An 18,021-nucleotide genomic window follows, 5' to 3' on the forward strand; every position below is an offset into this window, starting at 1 on the left:
CGCGATCTATTGCGGAGACGTAACCGCGTCGTTACGATCCCCGCACCAGACTTCCGGTCCGCTGCCGTAGACCGATCGGCCGCGTGACGGCGGGAGTTGACAGCCGATCGGAGGAGTCCAGATGGGTGTCACACGCCGGGCGCTACTACAGGCCGCCATTGCGGTGACCGCAGCCGGAACGGTGGGGGCCACGCAGACCGCGCTGGCCGGCGGCGCCGCTGCCGCAAGCCCGCCGGGCGACGTTGTGGGCAAGGTCACTGTGGGGTATCAGGGGTGGTTCGCGTGCATTGGTGATGGTGCGCCCATCAATGCGTGGTGGCACTGGAGCGCCAACTCCAGCCAGCCGCCGTCGCCGTCCAACACCGGCATCGTGGCCTGGCCCGACGTACGCGAGTACACCAGGACGTACCCGACCGCGTACGCGGCGCTCGGCAACGGGCAGCCGGCCACGCTGTTCTCGTCGTACGACCAGCAGACCGTCGACACCCACTTCCTGTGGATGCAGCAGAACAACATCGACACCGCCGCCCTCCAGCGCTTCAACCCCGTCGGCGGCGAGGGGCCGACCCGGGACGCGATGGCGGCGAAGGTGCGCAGCGCGGCCGAGGCGCACAGCCGGAAGTTCTACATCATGTACGACGTCACCGACTGGACGAACATGCAGTCGGAGATCAAGACCGACTGGACCAACAAGATGAAGGCGCACACCGCCTCGTCGGCGTACGCCACCCAGAACGGCAAGCCGGTGGTGTGCATCTGGGGCTTCGGCTTCAGCGACGACAAGCGCCCCTTCGCCCCCGCGCCCTGCCTGGACGTCGTCAACTGGTTCAAGTCGCAGGGCTGTTACGTCATCGGCGGGGTGCCGACCTGGTGGCGCACCGGCGACCGGGACTCGCGCGCCGGGTTCTCCGACGTCTACCACGCCTTCAACATGATCTCGCCGTGGATGGTCGGCCGGATCGGGAACGTCGCTGACGCCGACAACTTCTACAACGTGGCCACCGTGCCCGACCTGGCGGAGTGCGCGGCCCACGGCATCGACTACCAGCCGTGCGTCCTGCCCGGCGCGGTCACCCTGCGGCAGCGCGCACACGGCGACTTCATGTGGCGGCAGTTCTACAACATGGTCCGCGCCGGGGTGCAGGGTGTCTACATCTCGATGTTCGACGAGTACAACGAGGGCAACCAGATCGCCAAGACCGCCGAGTCCCAGGCGTGGGTGCCCACCAACTCCGGCTTCCTGGCGCTGGACGAGGACGGTACGGCCTGCTCGTCGGACTACTACCTGCGGCTGACCGGCGACGGCGGCCGGATGCTCAAGGGGCAGCTCGCGCTCACCGCCACCCGCCCCACCCAGCCGCTGGTCGGAAGCGGCGGCGACACCACCGCGCCGAGCGTCCCCGGCGCGCTGCACTCCACCGCCCACACCGACACCACCGTCGCCCTCGCCTGGAACGCGGCCACCGACAACGTCGGCGTCCTGGCCTACCGGGTGCTCCGGGTCAGCGGCGGCAGCAGCACCCAGGTCGGCAGCACCGGCAACACCGCCTTCACCGTCACCGGCCTGACGCCGTCCACCGCCTACACCTTCGACGTGGTGGCGGTCGACGCGGCCGGCAACGCCTCGCAGCCCTCCAACCAGGTCAGCGTCACCACCAGCGCCAGTTCGGGCACCACCGACCTGGCCCTGCACAAGCCGACCTCGGAGAGCGGCCACACCCAGAGCTACGGCTCGGGCAACGTCGTCGACGGCGACCAGAACACGTACTGGGAGAGCGTCAACAACGCCTTCCCGCAGTGGATCCAGGTGGACCTCGGCAGCACCACCACGGTCAAGCGGATCGTGGTCGACCTGCCGCCGGCCACCGCGTGGACCACCCGCAGCCAGACCATCGCGGTCCAGGGCAGCACCGACGGCAACAGCTTCACCTCGCTGCTGTCCGGCGCCGCCTACACCTTCAACCCGGCGAGCGGCAACACCGCGACGCTCACCCTGCCGAGCGCGGCGTCCGTCCGCTACGTCCGGCTGGTCTTCACCGCCAACAGCGGCTGGCCCGCGGGCCAGGCGTCCGGGGTGCACATCTTCTCCTCCTGACCCGGCGCGCCCCGGGGCAGCAGCGGCGGTACGGCGGAGACACCATCCCCCGGCCGTACCGCCGCGCGCGGCCCGCCGATATCCGGGTCAGCGCAGGATGCCCGCCGCCCTGGCGGCCTTGAGCCAGGACGGGAACTCGGTGAGGATCCGGTCGTACAGCTCGGCGTCCGACAGCGTGGCGATGTCGTCCACGGCGAAGAAGCCGACGTTGTCCACCCGCCGCCCGCCCATCGTGTCGAAGCGCTCAAGGATGCCGTAGTTCGACCGGCCCAGGCCCACGAACTGCCAGAAGACCGGCTCCTCGACCGCCGCCCGCAGCTGCTGCTCGATCTCCGCGTTGCGGTGCACACCGCCGTCGGAGAAGAACAGCACGAAGGTCGGGTCCTGCGACGGCGCGGCCCGGACGAAGTCGCGGACCTGCGCGATGACCTTCTGCTCCTCGTTCTGGATGCCCACTGCGGCCATGTCGACCTGGCCCGGCTGGAGTCCGCGCGGGTGCTTTCTGCGCCGGCCGAACAGCGAGAGCTCGCCGATCCGTACGTGCAGCGCGATCCAGCCGGGCAGGTCGCCCAGACCCAGCGGCGGCAGCCGGGCCGGGTTGCTGGCGAACGTCCAGGCCTGCATCGTGCCGTCGGTGGTCAACTGCGCGGCGACCGCGGCCATCCGCTCCACCACACCGGCGACCACACCGCCCGCGTACAGCTTCGCCATCGAGCCGGACGCGTCCAGCACCAGCACGATCCGCGCGGTGGCGCCCTCGGCGCCGTGCTTGCGCAGGCTCACCGCGACCTGCTCCTTGCGCAGCGACAGCCGCTTGCGCATGTCGACGGGCAGGTTCTCCTCGCCCTTGACCAGGCGCGGGGCGCCGCCCGCCGGCGCGGGGGCGCCGTACCCCGTGCCCGGCGGGGGCGGCAGCGGCGCCGGAGGGCCGGTGGGCGCCGGTGCCGGGTACGCCGACGGGGGCGGCGGGGACGTGGGGTACGCGGGCGGCGCCGGCGGATACGCGGGAGAGCTGGGGGGCAGCGTCGGGGTGGAGGCGTGGTGCACCGGCGGCGCTGGCGGCGGCGGGGGAGCCGCGGGCCGCGGGGCGGCGGGTGTACGCGCGGCGGCGCTGTCCTCGTCCACGCTGATCCCGAAGTCCGTCGCGAGCCCCGCCAGGCCCGCCGCGTACCCCTGCCCGATCGCCCGGAAGCGCCAGCCGCCGTCCCGCCGGTACAGCTCGCCGCCGACCAGCGCGGTCTCGGTCGCCGCCACGAAGTCGAAGTGCGCCAGCTCGGTGCCGGACCCGGCGTCCACCAGCCGCAGCCCGAGCCCGGACAGCGCGCCGAAGGTCCCGGTGTCCACGGAAGCGGCCAGTACGACCCGGTCGACCGCCGCTTCGAGCCGGCCGAGGTCCACCTCGACGGTGTCGGTCACCGCGCCGCCCGCGCCCTGCTTGCCCATATGGCGTACCGCGCCCGAGGCGTGCCGCGGCTGGTTGTAGAAGACGAAGTCGTCGTCCCCGCGCACCTTCCCGTCCCGGGTCAGCAGCAGCGCGGACGCGTCCGGGTCCGTACCTCCCGGCGGTCCTGCGGCCCAGGTCAGCACCACCCGTACGGCGGATGCGGTGACCGGTGTGTTGGCACCCTTGCTCAGCGGCTTCGACGTCATGCGGCAAGTCTGCATCGGCGTGCCGGGGTCCGCCGAGGGTTTCGCGGCTGCGGTTCGCGGGCGGGGCCCGCAGGTGGGGGCGGGGTTACGGGTGCGGCGGGCGGGGCGCGCAGGCGTGGGCGGGGACGCCGGCTGGCGGGGCGCTGTCCCGGGGGCGCGGGGCGCGGGGCGCAGGCGTGGGCGGAGGGCCGGCTGGCGGGGCGCTGTCCCGGGGCGCGGGCGGCAGGCATGGGCGGGGGTCCGTCCCGGCGGGGGCTGTCCCGCGGGCGCGGCTCCGGGGTGCCGTCCGCGGGCGCGGTGCGGTGCGGTCCGGTGGGTACGGGCCGCGGGGCGGCTCGCGGGTGCGGGTCGAGGGGCCACGGGCGACGGGGGCGGGCGGGTGGCGCCGGATCCGTACCCCCTGATGCGTCCGCCGCGGCTCCCGCCCCTCTAGGCTGGGCGGATGCAGTCGTACACCATCGGACAGGCCGCCCGCCTGCTCGGCGTCAGCCCGGACACCGCCCGCCGCTGGGCCGACGCCGGCCGGGTCGCCACCCACCGCGACGACGCGGGCCGCCGGCTGATCGACGGCCGCGACCTGGCCGCCTTCTCCGTCGAGATCGCCCATGCGGGCGACGCGGGCGACGCCGACACCTCGCGCACCTCGGTGCGCAACGCCTTCCCGGGCATCGTGACCGCCGTCAAGCTCGGCGACGTCGCCGCCCAGGTCGAGATCCAGGCCGGCCCGCACCGGCTGGTGTCCCTGGTCACCCGGGAGGCCGTCGAGGAGCTCGGCCTCGAAGTCGGCGCCGAGGCCGTCGCCCGGGTGAAGTCCACGAGCGTCCACATCGACCGCGCCTGACCTGACCTGCGGGCCACGGCCCACCTGGTCCGTACCAGTGCGGTGGAAGCGGCGCGGTGGAAGCGGTGCGGCTGCGGCGGCTATTTGAGCAGCCGGGACATCCGGCGGTCGGCCAGCGGCTTGCCGCCGGTCTGGCAGGTCGGGCAGTACTGCAGCGACGAGTCGCGGTACGACACCTCGCGTACGGTGTCCCCGCAGACCGGACATGGCTGGCCGGTACGGCCGTGCACCCGCAGCCCGCTCTTCTTCTCCGCCTTGAGATCGCGCAGCGGCAGCCCCCGCGACCGCTGGACGGCGTCGGCCAGCGTCGTACCGATGACCTCGTACAGCCGTGCCGTCTCCTGCGGCGTCAGCGTCGCGGCCAGCTTGAAGGGCGACATCTTCGCGGCGTGCAGGATCTCGTCGGAGTAGGCGTTGCCGATGCCCGCGATGACGCTCTGGTCGCGCAGCACCCCTTTGATCTGCCGCCGCTCACCGTCCAGCAGCGCCGCGAAGACCTCCGGCGTGAAGCCCGCGTCCAGCGGGTCGGGCCCGAGCCGGGCGATCCCGGGGACGTCCTGCGGGTCGCGTACGACGTAGACGGCCAGGTGCTTCTGGGTCCCGGCCTCCGTCACGTCGAAGCCTGCCCCGCCCACCAGCCGTACCCGCAGTGCCAGCGGCCCCTTCCCGCCCTTGGGCGGCCCCTCCGGCAGCTCGTCCTGCCACCGCACCCAGCCGGCCCTGGCCAGATGCATCACCAGCCACACGTCCCCCGCCCGCAGCGCCAGGAACTTCCCGTACCGCCGCACGTCGTCGAAGGCCAGCCCCTCCAGGGCGGTGACGGGCGGGTCGTACGTCTTGAGCGCGTGGACGGCCCGCGCGTACACCCGCTCCACGGTCCCCCCGACCACCCGGTCGGCGAGAAACCGCTCCAACGACTCGACCTCGGGCAGTTCCGGCATCCCCCCAGTCTGCCCCTTTTCCCCCGTTTACGTCGTGCCGCCCACTCCGCCGCCCCGGCTAGCCTCGGAGGCGTGATTACTTGTGTGGTCGAGTATGTGATCGACCCGACCCGGATCGAGGCGTTCGAACGCTTCGGCCGCCGCTGGATGGAACTGGTCGACCAGCACGGCGGCACCCACCACGGCTACTTCCTGCCCTCGGAGGGCGCCAGCGACAAGGCCCTCGCCCTCTTCACCTTCCCGAGCCTGGCGGCGTACGAGCAGTACCGCACCCGCTTCGGCCACGACCCCGACTTCATCGCGGCCGACCGCATCCGCGACGAAAGCGGCTGCGTCCTCCGCTACGACCGCACCTTCATGCGCCCCATGCTCCCGGGCACGCCGTAGCCCGGCGGGGCCGCCGCCCTCGCCACCGGGCGGTTGTCCGTTCCAGACGGCGACGGTGCGGTCCGCGCGCCGACCGCACCGTGCTCTGCCGGTAGTCCCGTGAGGGAACCACCGCCACAAGCCGCCCGCCGGCCCCGAGCGCAGCCTCGGCGGACAGCCCGTCGGTCCCGGTAGCAATGCACGACACCGATGCCGATGCTCTCGTCCCCGAGCAGGATCCGACCGTTTCGGCCGGCGGCCCGGGGCGTCTGCCCGGGACCGCCGACCGGACGCGTAGCAGTCCCGCGTCACCCGTTGCGGGCGTCCAGTGGTGCCGTCAGATCGTCGTCCTCAAGATCCACTGCGTACACCGGGCGCTCCTGGATGCCGAGTATGCGCATGAGGTGCGCCGTCGGAATCCGATACCGGCCTCCGATCCGCAGCACGGGGCACGGGAAGGCCCCTTGCCGGATCAGCCGGTAGCCGGTCCCGGGGTGGATGCCGAACGCGCGGGCGGCGGTCCGCAGGTCCACGGTGACCGGCAGGTCGAACACCTCGCCGAAGCCCAGCGGTGAGCGCGTGGCCTGCTGCATCACCGACGCCTCTCCCCGAGCCACAACTTCAGCGTCCCGACGCGGCGCCGCCGCCTGGACTGTCCGGCGCGCCGCACCACCTCACGCACGCCGTAGTCATCGGCCAGCCCGGTGAGCACAGCGGCCTCCACCTGCCCGGCGGGGGCGGAGACTCGCAGTTCCGCTCGCAGGCCGTGCGGTCCGGCGGGGCGGGGCACCACCACGTCGAGCTGCGGCTGCTGCTCCGCGTCCTCGTCGATGCTGTCCTCGAAGATGTCCCCGGCGCTGTCGGCCATGTTCTCCAGCCAGTCGGCCGGCTTCTCGCGCCACCCGGCCCGCGCGTACCGCCACCCGGCGCTGCGTGCGGCCCTGACCAGTGTCTGCGCCGCGAGCTCTCCCGGGAGGTCGATGCCCGGCATCTCTTCGAGGAGCGCGAGCATCATCTCCGACTCCACGTCGGCCCGATCGGCGCGTAGCCGCTCGCAGATCCTCCGGGCCGTCCCGTTGAGCCGGGGCAGCAGCAGCCAGATCAGCAGCAGCTGCGCGGAACCGCGGGGCGTCGTCTCGGCGCGGGCCTCGGCCAGCGCGTTCTGCCAGACCGCGGCGGCCAGCTCCGGGTCGGCCGCCGACGCGTCGACCGCCTCGCGGGCCTCGGCGGGAGAGAGCCGTACCGGCCATGCGTCGTTCCCGGGCAGGACGATCAGCTGTGCCTCGTCCCGGATCCGAGGATCGTCGAAGTGCTGGGCGACCGCAGCGAGCGCGCCGCAGGGAAATGAAGACGTCATGAGAGTCCTCTCTCGGTACCGGGAGGCCGGTACCGGATGAGTGTGGGGGTGTGCAGATGCCTGCGCGACGCAACTCCCGATTCCGACAAAACGGGAACGAGCACCAGGAGTAACGAAATTCTTCAAGCGTGCGCCGCCCTTGCCGTACGCGCTCCGTGGTGTGGCTCCGGCAGTGATGCGGCGAACTCCGTCTCCGAGGGCGGGGAAGGTCGGAACCGCAGGGGGGTGGGGCGCGGGGCGGTGCCGGGTGCTCACGAGGAGGTGAGCACCCGGCGAGGTGGGTCAGTCCGTCGCGGCCGGCGAGGACGCGGGCGCCGCGACTGCCGGAGCCTCGGCGATGGCTGTCTCCGGCTGGGACTTGATCGGGCTCAGCTTCCGGGCGGAGTTGGTGTCGGAGGTCCGCATGGCGCGGACCCCGTGGCGGGCGTTTCGGTGAGTGGCCATAGAGGGTTCCCTTCGATAGGTGACCGGTTCGTCGCGTCGTGTGTTCGGCGACTGGCGACATCGTGCCTGGCGTCTGCGGGCGCCCGCTGAGCCGAATCTGACGTAAATCTGACGTCGGCCGGGGGCGCGCGGGAGTGAAAGGCGTGTGAGGCCGGTGCGGCCGGTGTACAGAACCTTGGATGCCGCTGGGGAGGCGGCAGAAGCGCGGTGAGCAGGGGAGGAAGTGGACCGTGGACGCACACGTGTTGGGGGTGGTCCGGGTCGTTGACCAGGGGCGAAGCGTGGTTTTCGGGACCAACAGGATCACGGCTCTGTTCTCGTTGCTGGCGACCGCGCCTGGTGGACAGTGCACCAAGGAAGAGGTGGCGGCAGCGCTCTGGCCGGGGGAGAAGCCGTCCGACGAGAGCATCTACCGAGTGGTGAGCGGCCTGCGACGCAAGCTCGGTGAAGACGTTGTCCCGCGTAGCGCCTCGGGCGTGTGTGCGATTCGCATGCCGGAAGGAAGCCTCGACCTCATGCGGTTTCACGATGGGGTGCAGCGATCGCGGCATCTATGGGGCCGCGAAAAATTCGAGCAACTGTGCTTCGCGCTTGAGCAATGGGACGGCCACGAGCCGCTGCGCGGACTGACCGGTGAGGTGTTCGAACTGCGCCGGGCTGAACTGCGCAGGGACTGGCTTGAGGCCGTCTGCAGCAGGCTGGAGGCCGCGTGGCACGCAGGAGAGGGGAAGTGGCTTCGTGAGGAGACCGAAAGACTGTATGAGCAGCTGCCGGATCGCGAGACGATCTTTCGCTTCTACCTGGTCGCCCACGGCCGGGAAATGTCGCCCACCAAGTGTGAGGCGCTGATCAGGCGCTGGGTCGCACGGTGGGGCGCACCGGGGGCCGAACTGCGCGCGGTGTTCGAGCGGCTGCGCGGACCTGCCCGGGCCTCGCGTGCCGGGGTGCTGCTGCCGGCACCGTACCAACTGCTGGCCCCGCCGCCGAAGATGGCGGGACGTGACGAGCTGCTGTGGTCCCTGGTCGATCACGTACAGGGCAGGCAGGACGTGGGCGCGACCACGGTGGTCCTGCTGAGCGGGTTGGCCGGCGTGGGCAAGAGCGCGCTGGCCTCGTGCCTCGCTCTGCAGCTCAGGGACCGATTCCCTGACGGGATCCTCTACGGCGATCTCCGCGGGTTCGCGGAGAAGGACGTGGAACCCACCGATCCCGAGCACCTCCTGGACCGGTTCCTGGCCGAACTCCCGCCGCAAGCCCCCGCCGTGGGGCTAGCGGCCAAGAGCGCCGCGTTGCGATCGGCGCTCGCTCGCCGATCGGTGTTGATCGTCCTCGACGACGCCGCACGAGCTGACCAGGTCCTGCCGCTGCTCCCCGGGCCCGGCACCTGCGCCGTCATCGTCACCAGCCGGAGCACCCTGGATGAGCTGTGCGCATCCCGCGATGTCCATGTGTCCGCCTTGGAGCCGCTGGTCCACTCGGCCGCCATGGAACTGCTCCAGGACGGGTTCACCCCGGCGGACCGGCAAAAGTACGCCAAGCCCTTCGCTGAACTGGTGAAACAGTGCGGACATCTCCCGCTGGCCCTCATCGTGATCAGGAGCAGGCTGCGGCATCGGCCGGCGAGTGCGCTCCCGGCTCTCGCGCGGAAGATGAAGGAAGAGAAGCAGCGACTGCGGATCCTGCACCGGACAGATCGGGACCTTTCCGTGCTCACCGCTCTGAGCTGCTCGGCACTGGCCCTCAGCGAGGACGCACGACGGCTGCTGTGGCAGCTCGCCACGCACCCCGGCCCGAGCATCGGCTGGGAGGCGGTGATGGACCTCGGGGCAGTCGGCGTCGGAACGGATGCCGACCACGCAGTGGAGGAACTCGCCACTGCCAATCTGGTGTACCTGCAAGCCGAGCGCTACTGCCTGCACGACTTGGTACGGGCTTTCGCCCGTCATGAGATGGAGGTGATGTTTCCCGTCGCGAAAACGGAATTCGAGACCGAGACCGTCCGGCAGGTCCTGGAACATCAGCTGCACAACATCCACGCGTGCGACCGACTGCTGAACAGCCAACGGCGGCTCCCCATCGGAGAACCAGACGGCATCACTGTGGCAGAGCCGGAGTCAGCTGAACGTGCCATGGCGCTCCTGGACGAGGAGTACGACACGACCCTCCAGTGCATCGAATTGGCGATCAGACTGTCGCTCGGCTCCTACACCTGGCTCCTGCCGACCACCCTGGTCACGTACCAGTGGCGCCGACGGCGTCTCGGTGACGCTCACCACTTCCTCAAACTGGCGATGGAAGCTGCGGAGGACCACGCCCTTCCCGTTGACCGTGCCCTGTTCTATCGGGTGCTGGCCGGGACCCACTGGAGGCGGGGGGAATTCGAGTCCGCTGCGGGCGCCCTGCGCCGGGCGGTGCGGTTGAGCGGGCAGGACGACAGTGCTCTCGGGCGGATGAGCCTCGCCCGCTCCTTCCAGGTACTGGCCAGCACACTGCGAAAGCAGGGACAGGACGAGGAAGCTGAGCGCTACCACACCCAGGCCCTGGGGCTGTACCGGGAGCTGTCCGACCCGGTGGGTGTGGCAGAGGCGCTGAACGGGCTCGGCACGATTCACTACGACCGCGGGGAGTACGACGATGCGTTGCGCCAGTGTGCGGGCGCGCTCGGCGCCATCGAAGGTCTGAGCGCAAACGGTCAGGACCACGTCCTCAACGGTCGGGCCGACGTGCTGTACACCCTCGGCAAGATTCACCATGCGCGTGGCGAGGGCAACGAGGCCGACACTCTCTACGAGCAGGCTGCGAGTATCTATCGCGAACTGGGCCACTGGGCTTATGAGGACAAGGTCTCGTGGTTGCATGCCGACGTTCTCGTGGCAGCCGGGCGTACGCACGAGGCAGCAGCCGTTCTGGAGCGTGTTCTGCGTGTGCGCGAGTGCATGGGCGGGGCGGGCGTCCAAGAGGTGCGCGATCGCCTGGAAATGCTGAGGTGAGGTACAGCCCGCGTGTTTCACAGCGTCGGCGTATGCGTGCGGTAGTACTCCGTCGGGTCGGGTCGCAGCGGCTTTCGCGGGCGGCAAGAACCCGGCACGGGCAGATGCGGACGCAGCGCATCGAAGACTTCCCGCACGGTGGCCGGGCGGCGGCCCGGATCGCGGTCCACCATGCGCAGCGCCAGCGGGGCAAGCTCCGGAGGGAGTGCCGCGAGGCGGCCGGGCGGCAGAACGGGCTGAACCGGGTGGTCCTTGCCGATAATGCCCGCCCTGGTCCCTCCGTAAGGCCGTTGCATGACCGTCATCTCCATCAGCATGGAGCCCAGCGCGAAGATGTCAGCCTGTCCAGTGATCCCCTTGGGATTGACGTTGAGCTGCTCCGGCGGCGCAAAGCCCATGGTGCCGCATGGGAATTCAATTCCCGCGCCGGCCTCAACGGCGAGCCCCAGATCGAACAGCCGGATGCACCCGTCCGGCTCCACCATCACGTTGTCCGGCTTCACGTCGCGGTGGACGAGGTTGCTGTGGTGGACGTGATCAAGGATCTCGCAGAGTTGTCCGATGATCGACGCAACCGTGGTGACATTACGCACAGGCCGGACTGATTCCAACGCATTCGTCAGCAGAGTTCCTTCGATGAACTCCATAACAATGCAGCGCAGGTTCCGGTAGCGACCGAACGCGAATATGCGCGGGATGCCCGGAGTTCCGGACAACTTTTGAATGTACTCGCCTTCTTCTGTCAGTTCCTTCGCCAGGATCTCAAAATGATAGGTCGGCTCGAAGCCCTGCTCGTTCTGGACTTTGACGGCTGCCTTCCGGCCACTGGACCTTTCGTATCCGATGTACAACTCCGCCTGTCCACCGCTGCCTGCCAGCTTGTGGATGTCGTACGTCTCTTCGATATCGCCGATGTTCTTGATCAACCCCATGACCGCCTCTCCTCACGCCCTGGGGCCCACTGCCGGTCGCCCCCAGCATGCCAGCAAGTCCTTTCCATCCACCGGAAAAGGAGTGAAAATGACCGATCCGTGGCTGCCCCCGGACGGGGTCCAGCGGACGTCCGACGTCATCAAGGTGTCCGTCGGAATGTTCAAGGGAATCGAATACCGCTGCCCTGCCGCGGACGCGCTCAAGGCGCGCGGCTACCGCCCGACACAGCGTTCCGCGCGCCGCGGCGAACTACTGGAGCACTTCACCTTCGGCCCTTTCATGGCGGCCTGCGATGCACGCGCCCCGCGCCCGCCGGCCGGCGAGCTGGGGGACGGGTGGGTACGGCCCCCGAAAAAGGCGCACGACGGCCTGCGGCGGTGGACGGAACACGCCTCGGCCTCCTACGAGGAGGCCTTTCCTGTCGACCCGGGCAACCCGCTGACGGAGGTTGCGGAGCCCTGGACCTATCGTCACCAGCCCCCCGCCGCCGACCCGCGGGGTGCCCGCGAGTACCGGTTCACCGTCTGGGGCCGGTGCCTGCGGTCGGCCGACGGGACGGTGCGTGAGCTCCGGCTGCCGGTGAACCGGTTGCACCAGGCTTCCCCGCCCGAGGGCTTTGTCGCCGCGGCGGCCCTGGTGCTCTCCGAGGGGGTTCCGGGACCGCCACCCGAGCGCATCCGGATCGTGGAGTTTGCGTTGCTCGACGGCCAGGTGCGTACGCTCTTCGACGGCACCCGGGGCGAGGCGGTGAGCCGCTACCGTGAGCACGGCCCCGCGGCGTTGAACGCGCTGCTGGACAGCCAGGAGTTCCGGCCGGGCTCCTCCTGCGCTGAATGCCCGTACGTGTCGGTCTGCCCCGCGCTGCGCCGGGCGCCCGGACTGCTCGGTGTCGAAGCCCAGGGGAGGCCGCGGCGGACCTGGTCCGTCACCAACGGGCGGAACTACCGGATCTGTCCCGCGCGGGACCACCTTCGGCGGCTGCGCCTTCCCACCGCGGACGCCATCGAGCGCGGCCCGGCTGCCGAGCGCGGCCGCGCTGTCCACGCGTACCTCGCAGCACGCCACGGCAGGAGTGTGCTGCGGCCCTGCACGGCAGACGTACCGGACGAGTGGGTCCCCGAGGGTTTCGACCTGAGCGACGGTGAACGGGCCCTCGGCGCGCAGCTGCTGCGCAGGCACGCCGCTGTGTGCCCGCTGCGCTGCGTGCACGACGGGACGGACGTGCGCAACGAGCCGCGGGTCGTACGTCATGACACCGAGGCCGACGTCATCGTGATCGCCGCCCCGGACATGCTCTACCGGGACGCGGACTCCTGGGTGTGGCGGGAGACGAAGACATCGGCCAGCGACCGGCCCGGGAGCGGCCCGCTTCTTGAAAGGTTTCCGCAACTGGCCCTGGGGGTGGTGCTCCTCGCACGCGGGGATCTGGGCGGGCGGCCGGGCCGCAGCCGCGTCGAGCTGGAGGTGCTGCGTCCCGGCGGCGCGGACCTGGAGATCATCGACCCGTTCGCCCCCGCGGTCCGTTCTGCCGCGGAGAAGATCCTGCGCGGCCTCATCGGCGGCTGGCACCGTGACGACCGCTTCGTGGCGACTCCCGGCGCGGCCTGCACACGGTGCGAAGTGGCCCGCTGGTGCCCCTCGGCCCTTCCCGTGGAGGAGGCGGCGTGACGACCGCGACAGCGTCACCCCGGCCCGAAGGCGTGGATACCGCGGGCCCCGGCATTCCGGAGCGGGAGGACGCCGGAACCCGGCTCTACCGTGAGCTTTCCCGCATCGTCGTGGCCCTTGCCGACCACGGTGGCCTGCGGTCGTTCACGCTTCCGTATCCGCCGGCGGCGCAAAGCGTGCTCGACCGCGTCGTACTCCACTGCCTCCACGCCGGGGAAGCGCCGCCGAAGAGCCTGCCCGAACTGCTGAAGTGGTGCCGGCACCGATCGGCCCGTGACCGGCCCTTCACCGTTCCCCCGACGCTGCTCACTCCCGCGTCGACGCTCGTCCACCCGATCGGCCTGGCGCCCACCCGGACATGCCTGGAACTCGCCTCGGCCGGCCCCGGAGGCGGCGCCGAGACCACGGCCCTGGGCCTTCTCGCCGAACTGGAAACCCGGTGCGGCTCGGCGGAGCGGTACCGCCGCTGCCGCCAGTTCCTCGCGCACAAGGTGATGGTGCACCAGGACGACCGCTTCAAGCACGGCTGGAGCAACGCGGTCTGGAGCCGGGTGCGCGACCTCTACCACCCTGTGCCCGAAGCGCTGGTTGTCGAAGGCACGCTTCTGCGCTGCGCCGGCTGCCGCCTGCCGGCCCGCCTCCGCGGACGAAAGGCTCCGGAGCACGGTGCTCTGTACTCCGGCGCGAACACCTGGTGCGAGTCGGAGGAGTGCCCGCACGGCGTGAGCCTGGAACTGATCCGAGATCCCGGCCGGCTCCGGATGCTGCGCAGGCCACTGCGAGCGTTCGTCGCGCTTCCGCTGCGCGTCGAGGAAGCGGCGCTCGCCGAGCTCGACCGCTTCGGTGTCGGATACGAGGCCCTGCCGGGTGGACTCAACGCCTACCGCCTGCTCGGCGCCGGACGGCGGGTGCGGAGCCTGCATGCCTACGACCGCCTGCAACCCGCCCTGCTGGCGGCCCGGCTCGCCTCCCGGACGGCAGGTATCGCCGATGGCACGGCAGTGGTTGTGCCCCGCCGGCTCGCCGACCGCACGGGATACCGGGCCGCGTTCACCGCGGCCCTGCCTGAAGTCGTCAGGCCACACGTTCTGCTGACCACGCCCGAGGAACTGGTGCGGGACCTCGCCGCCGTCCCTCCGCAGGCAACGTGGTCCACCGGCTCACCCGGCCAGGAGGGCGCTGCGACCGCACCCGAGACGAACGGAGACGCTGATGCGTAGCCTGACTCCACCCCTGGCTCACCTGCTCTCCGAGCTGCGGGTGGCCGCGGGACGGGAAGTGCGCTCACCGGCGCTGGAGTTCTTCTGCCAGATCGAGCTGGGGCTCCACCTCCAGCAAAAGCTCATGCCGGGCAGCCCCGCCGGTCACGCCTGGGTGCTGTTCAGCGGCTACGGGTTCGCTCAGGCATACGGTGTCCCGCTGCCGCCGGACGCCGACCGTACCCTGCGAGTGGCCCGGCACTCCCTGTGGACGCTGCGCAGGAGCCGGGCGTGGCGTGAGGGACTCGAGCGCTACCAGCGCTTCGCGGCTCAGATGCGTGGCTTCGACGTCCCGGACACGGAGAGCCCGGCCGGCCGCCGCGAGGTTTCCCTCGGATGCGACCGCTGGCAGGTCTACGACCGGCTGCTGCGTTCCGCGCCGCCGATCGCCGGGCAGCGGCTGCCGGTGGCGGGACCGGGGCCGCACACCTTCTCCCTCAGCCGCTCCACCGCGGTAGCGGAGATCCCTCTGCTGCCCCGCGAGCCCCTGGCGGCCCACGACGTGGACCTCGGGCCGGCCGGCGGCGGCGAGCCGCTGACGTTCCGGATGGCAGACCTGGAACGTACGGCGGCGGAGATGGACGCCATCCACGCACGCTCGGGAACCGGCCGTGCGCCACGCTGGCTGGAACGGCTCCGGGCGTTCCGGATGTCCAGCAGGAAGGACGGAGCCTTCCAGGAGACGGGCGAGTTCACTGTGGACGGCATCCAGCATCTGCTGGGCATCGTCGGCGCGGGCAAGAGCACGCTGCGCGACATCATCGCCATCCACCTCGCCGGCCTCAAGAAACGAACCACGGTCGTCGTCTCCGACGTGGCCGAGGTGCTGAAGCTGGTCGAGCAGTACAACCTCTACACCGGTGGGGCCGCGGCCCCGGTGCTCGGCCTGCACGGCCGTGAGCGGCACGCCCAGCGACTGCACCGCCGCCTCGCCGGCCGGGGGGAGCACCGGCTGCTCGCCCACGACGACCCGGCGTTCACGTATCTCGGCACATCGTGCGTCCTCAACGCCGCCTTGCGTGCTCCCGTCACCGGACCGCTCATGTTCGGCGAAGCTCCCTGTACCCGTCTGCGGCCGCCGGCCGGCCCCGCCCGGCGTACCGGGGGAGGTCACCCGCCGGAGTGGCAGAAAGGGTTTGTGAGTTGCCCGCTGTGGTCCGTCTGCCCCCGGCACCACGGCTCCCGGGCACTGGTGGGCGCGTCCATCTGGGTCGCCACAGCGCCGGGCCTCATCGACTCCTCGCCGCCGCGTCCGCAGAACGGCGAGCGCGTGCGCTACTTCGAACTTGCCTGCCGCCGCAGCGACCTGATGATCGTCGACGAGGCGGACCGGGTGCAGATGAACCTCGACCGGACCTTCGCGCCGGCGGTGCTGCTCGCCTGTGACGAGGAAAGGGGCTTCATCGACGTACTCACCCGGCACAAGATCCGGGAGCTCGCCGCCAGCGGACGGACTCAGCTCTCGGATCGCGACGTGGAGAACTTCTCCGCCGCACTCAACACGGCGGGCACGGCGACGGACCGGCTGTACGCGATGCTGGTCTCGCAACCGCAGCTGCGCGCCTGGGTCCGCGTCGGCTACTTCAGCGCGTGGACCCTGCAGCTCGGGCTGCTCGACGAGCGCTACCCGCTGCCGGACGACGGGGACGCCGAGCACCCGAACCGGGCTCCCAGGGAGACACTGGGGAAACTCTTCGACGCCTTCCGCGACAACCCCTTCGGCGACCGCCCGCGCCGGCCGGAGGAGAACTTCACGCATCTCACCGCCCTGCTCAACGAGCTGCTGCACACAGGCAATCCGGAGAGCACCCGGCGCAGCCTGATGACCGTGATGGACGAGATCTTCCACCTCGACGACACATACATGGCCGGCAGGCAGAAGGAGTACGACGACGAGCTGGCCGCATGGGAGAAAAGGAAACAGCAACAGCAGCGCAAGTCGGCCAAGAGCGGTCGGGAGCGCAAGGTCCCACCGCCACCGCAGAGTCCGAAGGAGTGGCGCGAAGAACTCGCCAAGCGTTTCGAGTTCACTTTGCTTCTCAGCGCGCTGGAGCCGCGGCTGGCGATGATCAACGCCATGTGGCCCAGGGTCGAGGCGTCGCTCAGCCTCGGCTTCAACGAGATGTACCGCAGGCCGCGCGACTACGGCCCCCTGGTGCCCGAAGCCCCGATGGGCAACGTGATCGGCTTCCAGTTCCGGGTGGAAGGCGAGGACAAGGGAGGCGTCCGCAGCGGTGAACTGACCTTCTTCCGCTGCAGCGGCGTCGGTCGGGAACTGCTCAGGGAGGCCCCGCATCTGGCATCCGTCGACGGCCGTCCCGGCGCCCACCTCCTGCTGATGTCCGGCAGCAGCTGGGCGGCGAAGTCCAGCCGCTACCACGTTGCCGTACCGGTCGGCGTGATCATCGAGCCGCCGTGGGAGGTGACCGAGCGTATTGCGGCCGAGAGCAGCATGCGCTTCGAATTCCTCGAGGACGGGGACGAGATGATGCGGATCTCCGGGTCCGACATCGACGAGCGGCCGGAGAAGCTGCGCCGGATCGCGACCTGGCTCGGCGCCGGAATGGAGGAGGCCGAGGACGGCGGGCCGCTGGAACGGGAACTGCTGTCGCTGCCCGAAGGACGCGACCAGATCCTGCTGCTGGTCGGCAGCTATCAGGAGGCCCGGCTGGTGGCCGACACCCTGGACGGCCTCAACGACCGGTGGCGGGACCGAGTGCTCTGCCTGGTCTCGGACGACGAGGAGATCGACGAGGAGGACCGCGCACCGTCCCTCGGCCGGGCACGAACGCTGCGGCGTGGAGACGTCGAGCATCTCAAGGAGCTCGAAGCGGACATCCTGGTGGCGCCGCTGCTTGCCGTCGAGCGGGGCCACAACATCCTCAACGACGACGCCGAGGCGGCGATCGGGACCGTCTACTTCCTCGCCCGCCCGAACCCGCACCCCGAGGATCTCGCGCTGGCCGTCAACGCCATCAACGACTGGATCGTCCGCATGCAGGACAACGGTCACTTCGCGGCCTGGGTCCGCGGCGGGAGCACCATCGAGGCGGGCGCGGAGGAGTTCCGCCGCCAAGCCCGCTCACGTTGGTACCAACTGCTGCAACGTCCGCTGGCCTGGAGCCGTCTCGGCTCCGACCGGGAACAGGTCACGTGGGACATGCTTGTCCTGATGTGGCAGGTGATCGGCCGCCTGGTGCGCGGCGGAGTGCCGGCCAGGGTCGTCTTCGTGGACGCTGCCTTCGCGCCCAACCGTGCCGCGTGCCCGCCGCGGCCCGACACCGAGACGTCCAGCCTGCTGCACAGCGTCCTCGCCGTGCTCGACCCGTACTTCGCCGATGACGGCAAGCCCGCCGACGAGCGGTTCATCGTCCGGGCCCTTTACGAGCCCCTGTGGCGCATGCTCGGCCGCGGCCTCGCCGAGACCCCTTCGGGCCTTCAGCCGTAGCCCGTCGTCAATGTCCACTCTGTTCAAGG

Annotated in this window: 13 protein-coding genes; 7 read left to right on the top strand and 6 right to left on the bottom strand. The window is 70.6% G+C overall.

What is annotated here, in order from left to right; translation table 11 throughout:
• Positions 1 to 121 precede the first annotated feature (121 nt).
• On the top strand, positions 122 to 2,095 hold the full coding sequence (locus OHA86_RS27955; RefSeq protein ID WP_329179589.1) for a discoidin domain-containing protein: 1,974 nt from the start codon (positions 122 to 124) through the stop codon (positions 2,093 to 2,095).
• Between the two features lie 87 nt (positions 2,096 to 2,182).
• On the opposite strand, the gene OHA86_RS27960 is transcribed toward OHA86_RS27955, so the two are convergent.
• The gene (locus OHA86_RS27960; protein WP_329179591.1) at positions 2,183 to 3,745 is read right to left on the bottom strand and encodes a VWA domain-containing protein; all 1,563 of its coding nucleotides are present in this window, start codon (positions 3,743 to 3,745) and stop codon (positions 2,183 to 2,185) included.
• Between the two features lie 442 nt (positions 3,746 to 4,187).
• Here OHA86_RS27960 and OHA86_RS27965 point away from each other — a divergent pair, with 442 nt between their 5' ends.
• Positions 4,188 to 4,586, top strand: coding sequence for a TOBE domain-containing protein (locus OHA86_RS27965; RefSeq protein WP_329179592.1), 399 nt, complete (start codon positions 4,188 to 4,190; stop codon positions 4,584 to 4,586).
• Between the two features lie 80 nt (positions 4,587 to 4,666).
• On the opposite strand, the gene OHA86_RS27970 is transcribed toward OHA86_RS27965, so the two are convergent.
• Positions 4,667 to 5,527, bottom strand: coding sequence for an Fpg/Nei family DNA glycosylase (locus OHA86_RS27970; RefSeq protein WP_329179593.1), 861 nt, complete (start codon positions 5,525 to 5,527; stop codon positions 4,667 to 4,669).
• A 72-nt stretch (positions 5,528 to 5,599) separates the two neighbouring features.
• Here OHA86_RS27970 and OHA86_RS27975 point away from each other — a divergent pair, with 72 nt between their 5' ends.
• Positions 5,600 to 5,914 (top strand): NIPSNAP family protein, encoded by a 315-nt coding sequence (locus OHA86_RS27975; protein WP_329179595.1) that lies wholly within the window; start codon positions 5,600 to 5,602, stop codon positions 5,912 to 5,914.
• Between the two features lie 287 nt (positions 5,915 to 6,201).
• Here OHA86_RS27975 and OHA86_RS27985 read toward each other — a convergent pair whose 3' ends face one another.
• From OHA86_RS27985 to OHA86_RS27995, 3 genes are all read right to left on the bottom strand, one after another.
• Complete coding sequence (locus OHA86_RS27985; RefSeq protein ID WP_329179596.1) at positions 6,202 to 6,486, bottom strand: helix-turn-helix domain-containing protein; 285 nt, start codon at positions 6,484 to 6,486, stop codon at positions 6,202 to 6,204.
• Complete coding sequence (locus OHA86_RS27990; RefSeq protein WP_329179598.1) at positions 6,486 to 7,250, bottom strand: hypothetical protein; 765 nt, start codon at positions 7,248 to 7,250, stop codon at positions 6,486 to 6,488. Before OHA86_RS27990 ends, OHA86_RS27985 begins: the two co-directional genes overlap by 1 nt.
• Positions 7,251 to 7,532: 282 nt before the next feature.
• The gene (locus OHA86_RS27995; protein WP_329179599.1) at positions 7,533 to 7,694 is read right to left on the bottom strand and encodes a hypothetical protein; all 162 of its coding nucleotides are present in this window, start codon (positions 7,692 to 7,694) and stop codon (positions 7,533 to 7,535) included.
• Between the two features lie 230 nt (positions 7,695 to 7,924).
• Between OHA86_RS27995 and OHA86_RS28000 the strand changes: the two genes are divergently transcribed.
• Positions 7,925 to 10,684 carry an AfsR/SARP family transcriptional regulator gene (locus OHA86_RS28000; RefSeq protein ID WP_329179601.1) on the top strand — a complete coding sequence of 920 codons (2,760 nt, stop codon included), beginning with the start codon at positions 7,925 to 7,927 and terminating at the stop codon, positions 10,682 to 10,684.
• 17 nt (positions 10,685 to 10,701) lie between these two features.
• On the opposite strand, the gene OHA86_RS28005 is transcribed toward OHA86_RS28000, so the two are convergent.
• Complete coding sequence (locus OHA86_RS28005; RefSeq protein WP_329179603.1) at positions 10,702 to 11,616, bottom strand: serine/threonine protein kinase; 915 nt, start codon at positions 11,614 to 11,616, stop codon at positions 10,702 to 10,704.
• Positions 11,617 to 11,704: 88 nt separating this feature from the next.
• Here OHA86_RS28005 and OHA86_RS28010 point away from each other — a divergent pair, with 88 nt between their 5' ends.
• Genes OHA86_RS28010 through OHA86_RS28020 form a run of 3 tightly spaced genes read left to right on the top strand, consistent with a single transcriptional unit; the run spans position 11,705 to position 17,992 of the window.
• Positions 11,705 to 13,285 carry a PD-(D/E)XK nuclease family protein gene (locus OHA86_RS28010; RefSeq protein WP_329179604.1) on the top strand — a complete coding sequence of 527 codons (1,581 nt, stop codon included), beginning with the start codon at positions 11,705 to 11,707 and terminating at the stop codon, positions 13,283 to 13,285.
• Positions 13,282 to 14,505 (top strand): hypothetical protein, encoded by a 1,224-nt coding sequence (locus tag OHA86_RS28015; RefSeq protein WP_329179606.1) that lies wholly within the window; start codon positions 13,282 to 13,284, stop codon positions 14,503 to 14,505. Before OHA86_RS28010 ends, OHA86_RS28015 begins: the two co-directional genes overlap by 4 nt.
• Positions 14,498 to 17,992, top strand: a complete 3,495-nt coding sequence (locus tag OHA86_RS28020; RefSeq protein WP_329179607.1) for a hypothetical protein — start codon at positions 14,498 to 14,500, stop codon at positions 17,990 to 17,992. The genes OHA86_RS28015 and OHA86_RS28020 overlap by 8 nt, the downstream gene beginning before the upstream one ends.
• The last annotated feature ends 29 nt before the right edge of the window (positions 17,993 to 18,021 follow it).

Source organism: Streptomyces sp. NBC_01477, assembly GCF_036227245.1.
Lineage (GTDB): Bacteria > Actinomycetota > Actinomycetes > Streptomycetales > Streptomycetaceae > Actinacidiphila.

Coding starts and splice junctions, on each gene's coding strand:
- OHA86_RS27970 (WP_329179593.1), bottom strand. CDS start 5,527: ATGCCGGAACTGCCCGAGGTCGAGTCGTTGGAGCGGTTTCTCGCCGAC.
- OHA86_RS28005 (WP_329179603.1), bottom strand. CDS start 11,616: ATGGGGTTGATCAAGAACATCGGCGATATCGAAGAGACGTACGACATC.
- OHA86_RS27995 (WP_329179599.1), bottom strand. CDS start 7,694: ATGGCCACTCACCGAAACGCCCGCCACGGGGTCCGCGCCATGCGGACC.
- OHA86_RS27965 (WP_329179592.1), top strand. CDS start 4,188: ATGCAGTCGTACACCATCGGACAGGCCGCCCGCCTGCTCGGCGTCAGC.
- OHA86_RS27955 (WP_329179589.1), top strand. CDS start 122: ATGGGTGTCACACGCCGGGCGCTACTACAGGCCGCCATTGCGGTGACC.
- OHA86_RS28010 (WP_329179604.1), top strand. CDS start 11,705: ATGACCGATCCGTGGCTGCCCCCGGACGGGGTCCAGCGGACGTCCGAC.
- OHA86_RS27960 (WP_329179591.1), bottom strand. CDS start 3,745: ATGACGTCGAAGCCGCTGAGCAAGGGTGCCAACACACCGGTCACCGCA.
- OHA86_RS27990 (WP_329179598.1), bottom strand. CDS start 7,250: ATGACGTCTTCATTTCCCTGCGGCGCGCTCGCTGCGGTCGCCCAGCAC.
- OHA86_RS28020 (WP_329179607.1), top strand. CDS start 14,498: ATGCGTAGCCTGACTCCACCCCTGGCTCACCTGCTCTCCGAGCTGCGG.
- OHA86_RS27985 (WP_329179596.1), bottom strand. CDS start 6,486: ATGCAGCAGGCCACGCGCTCACCGCTGGGCTTCGGCGAGGTGTTCGAC.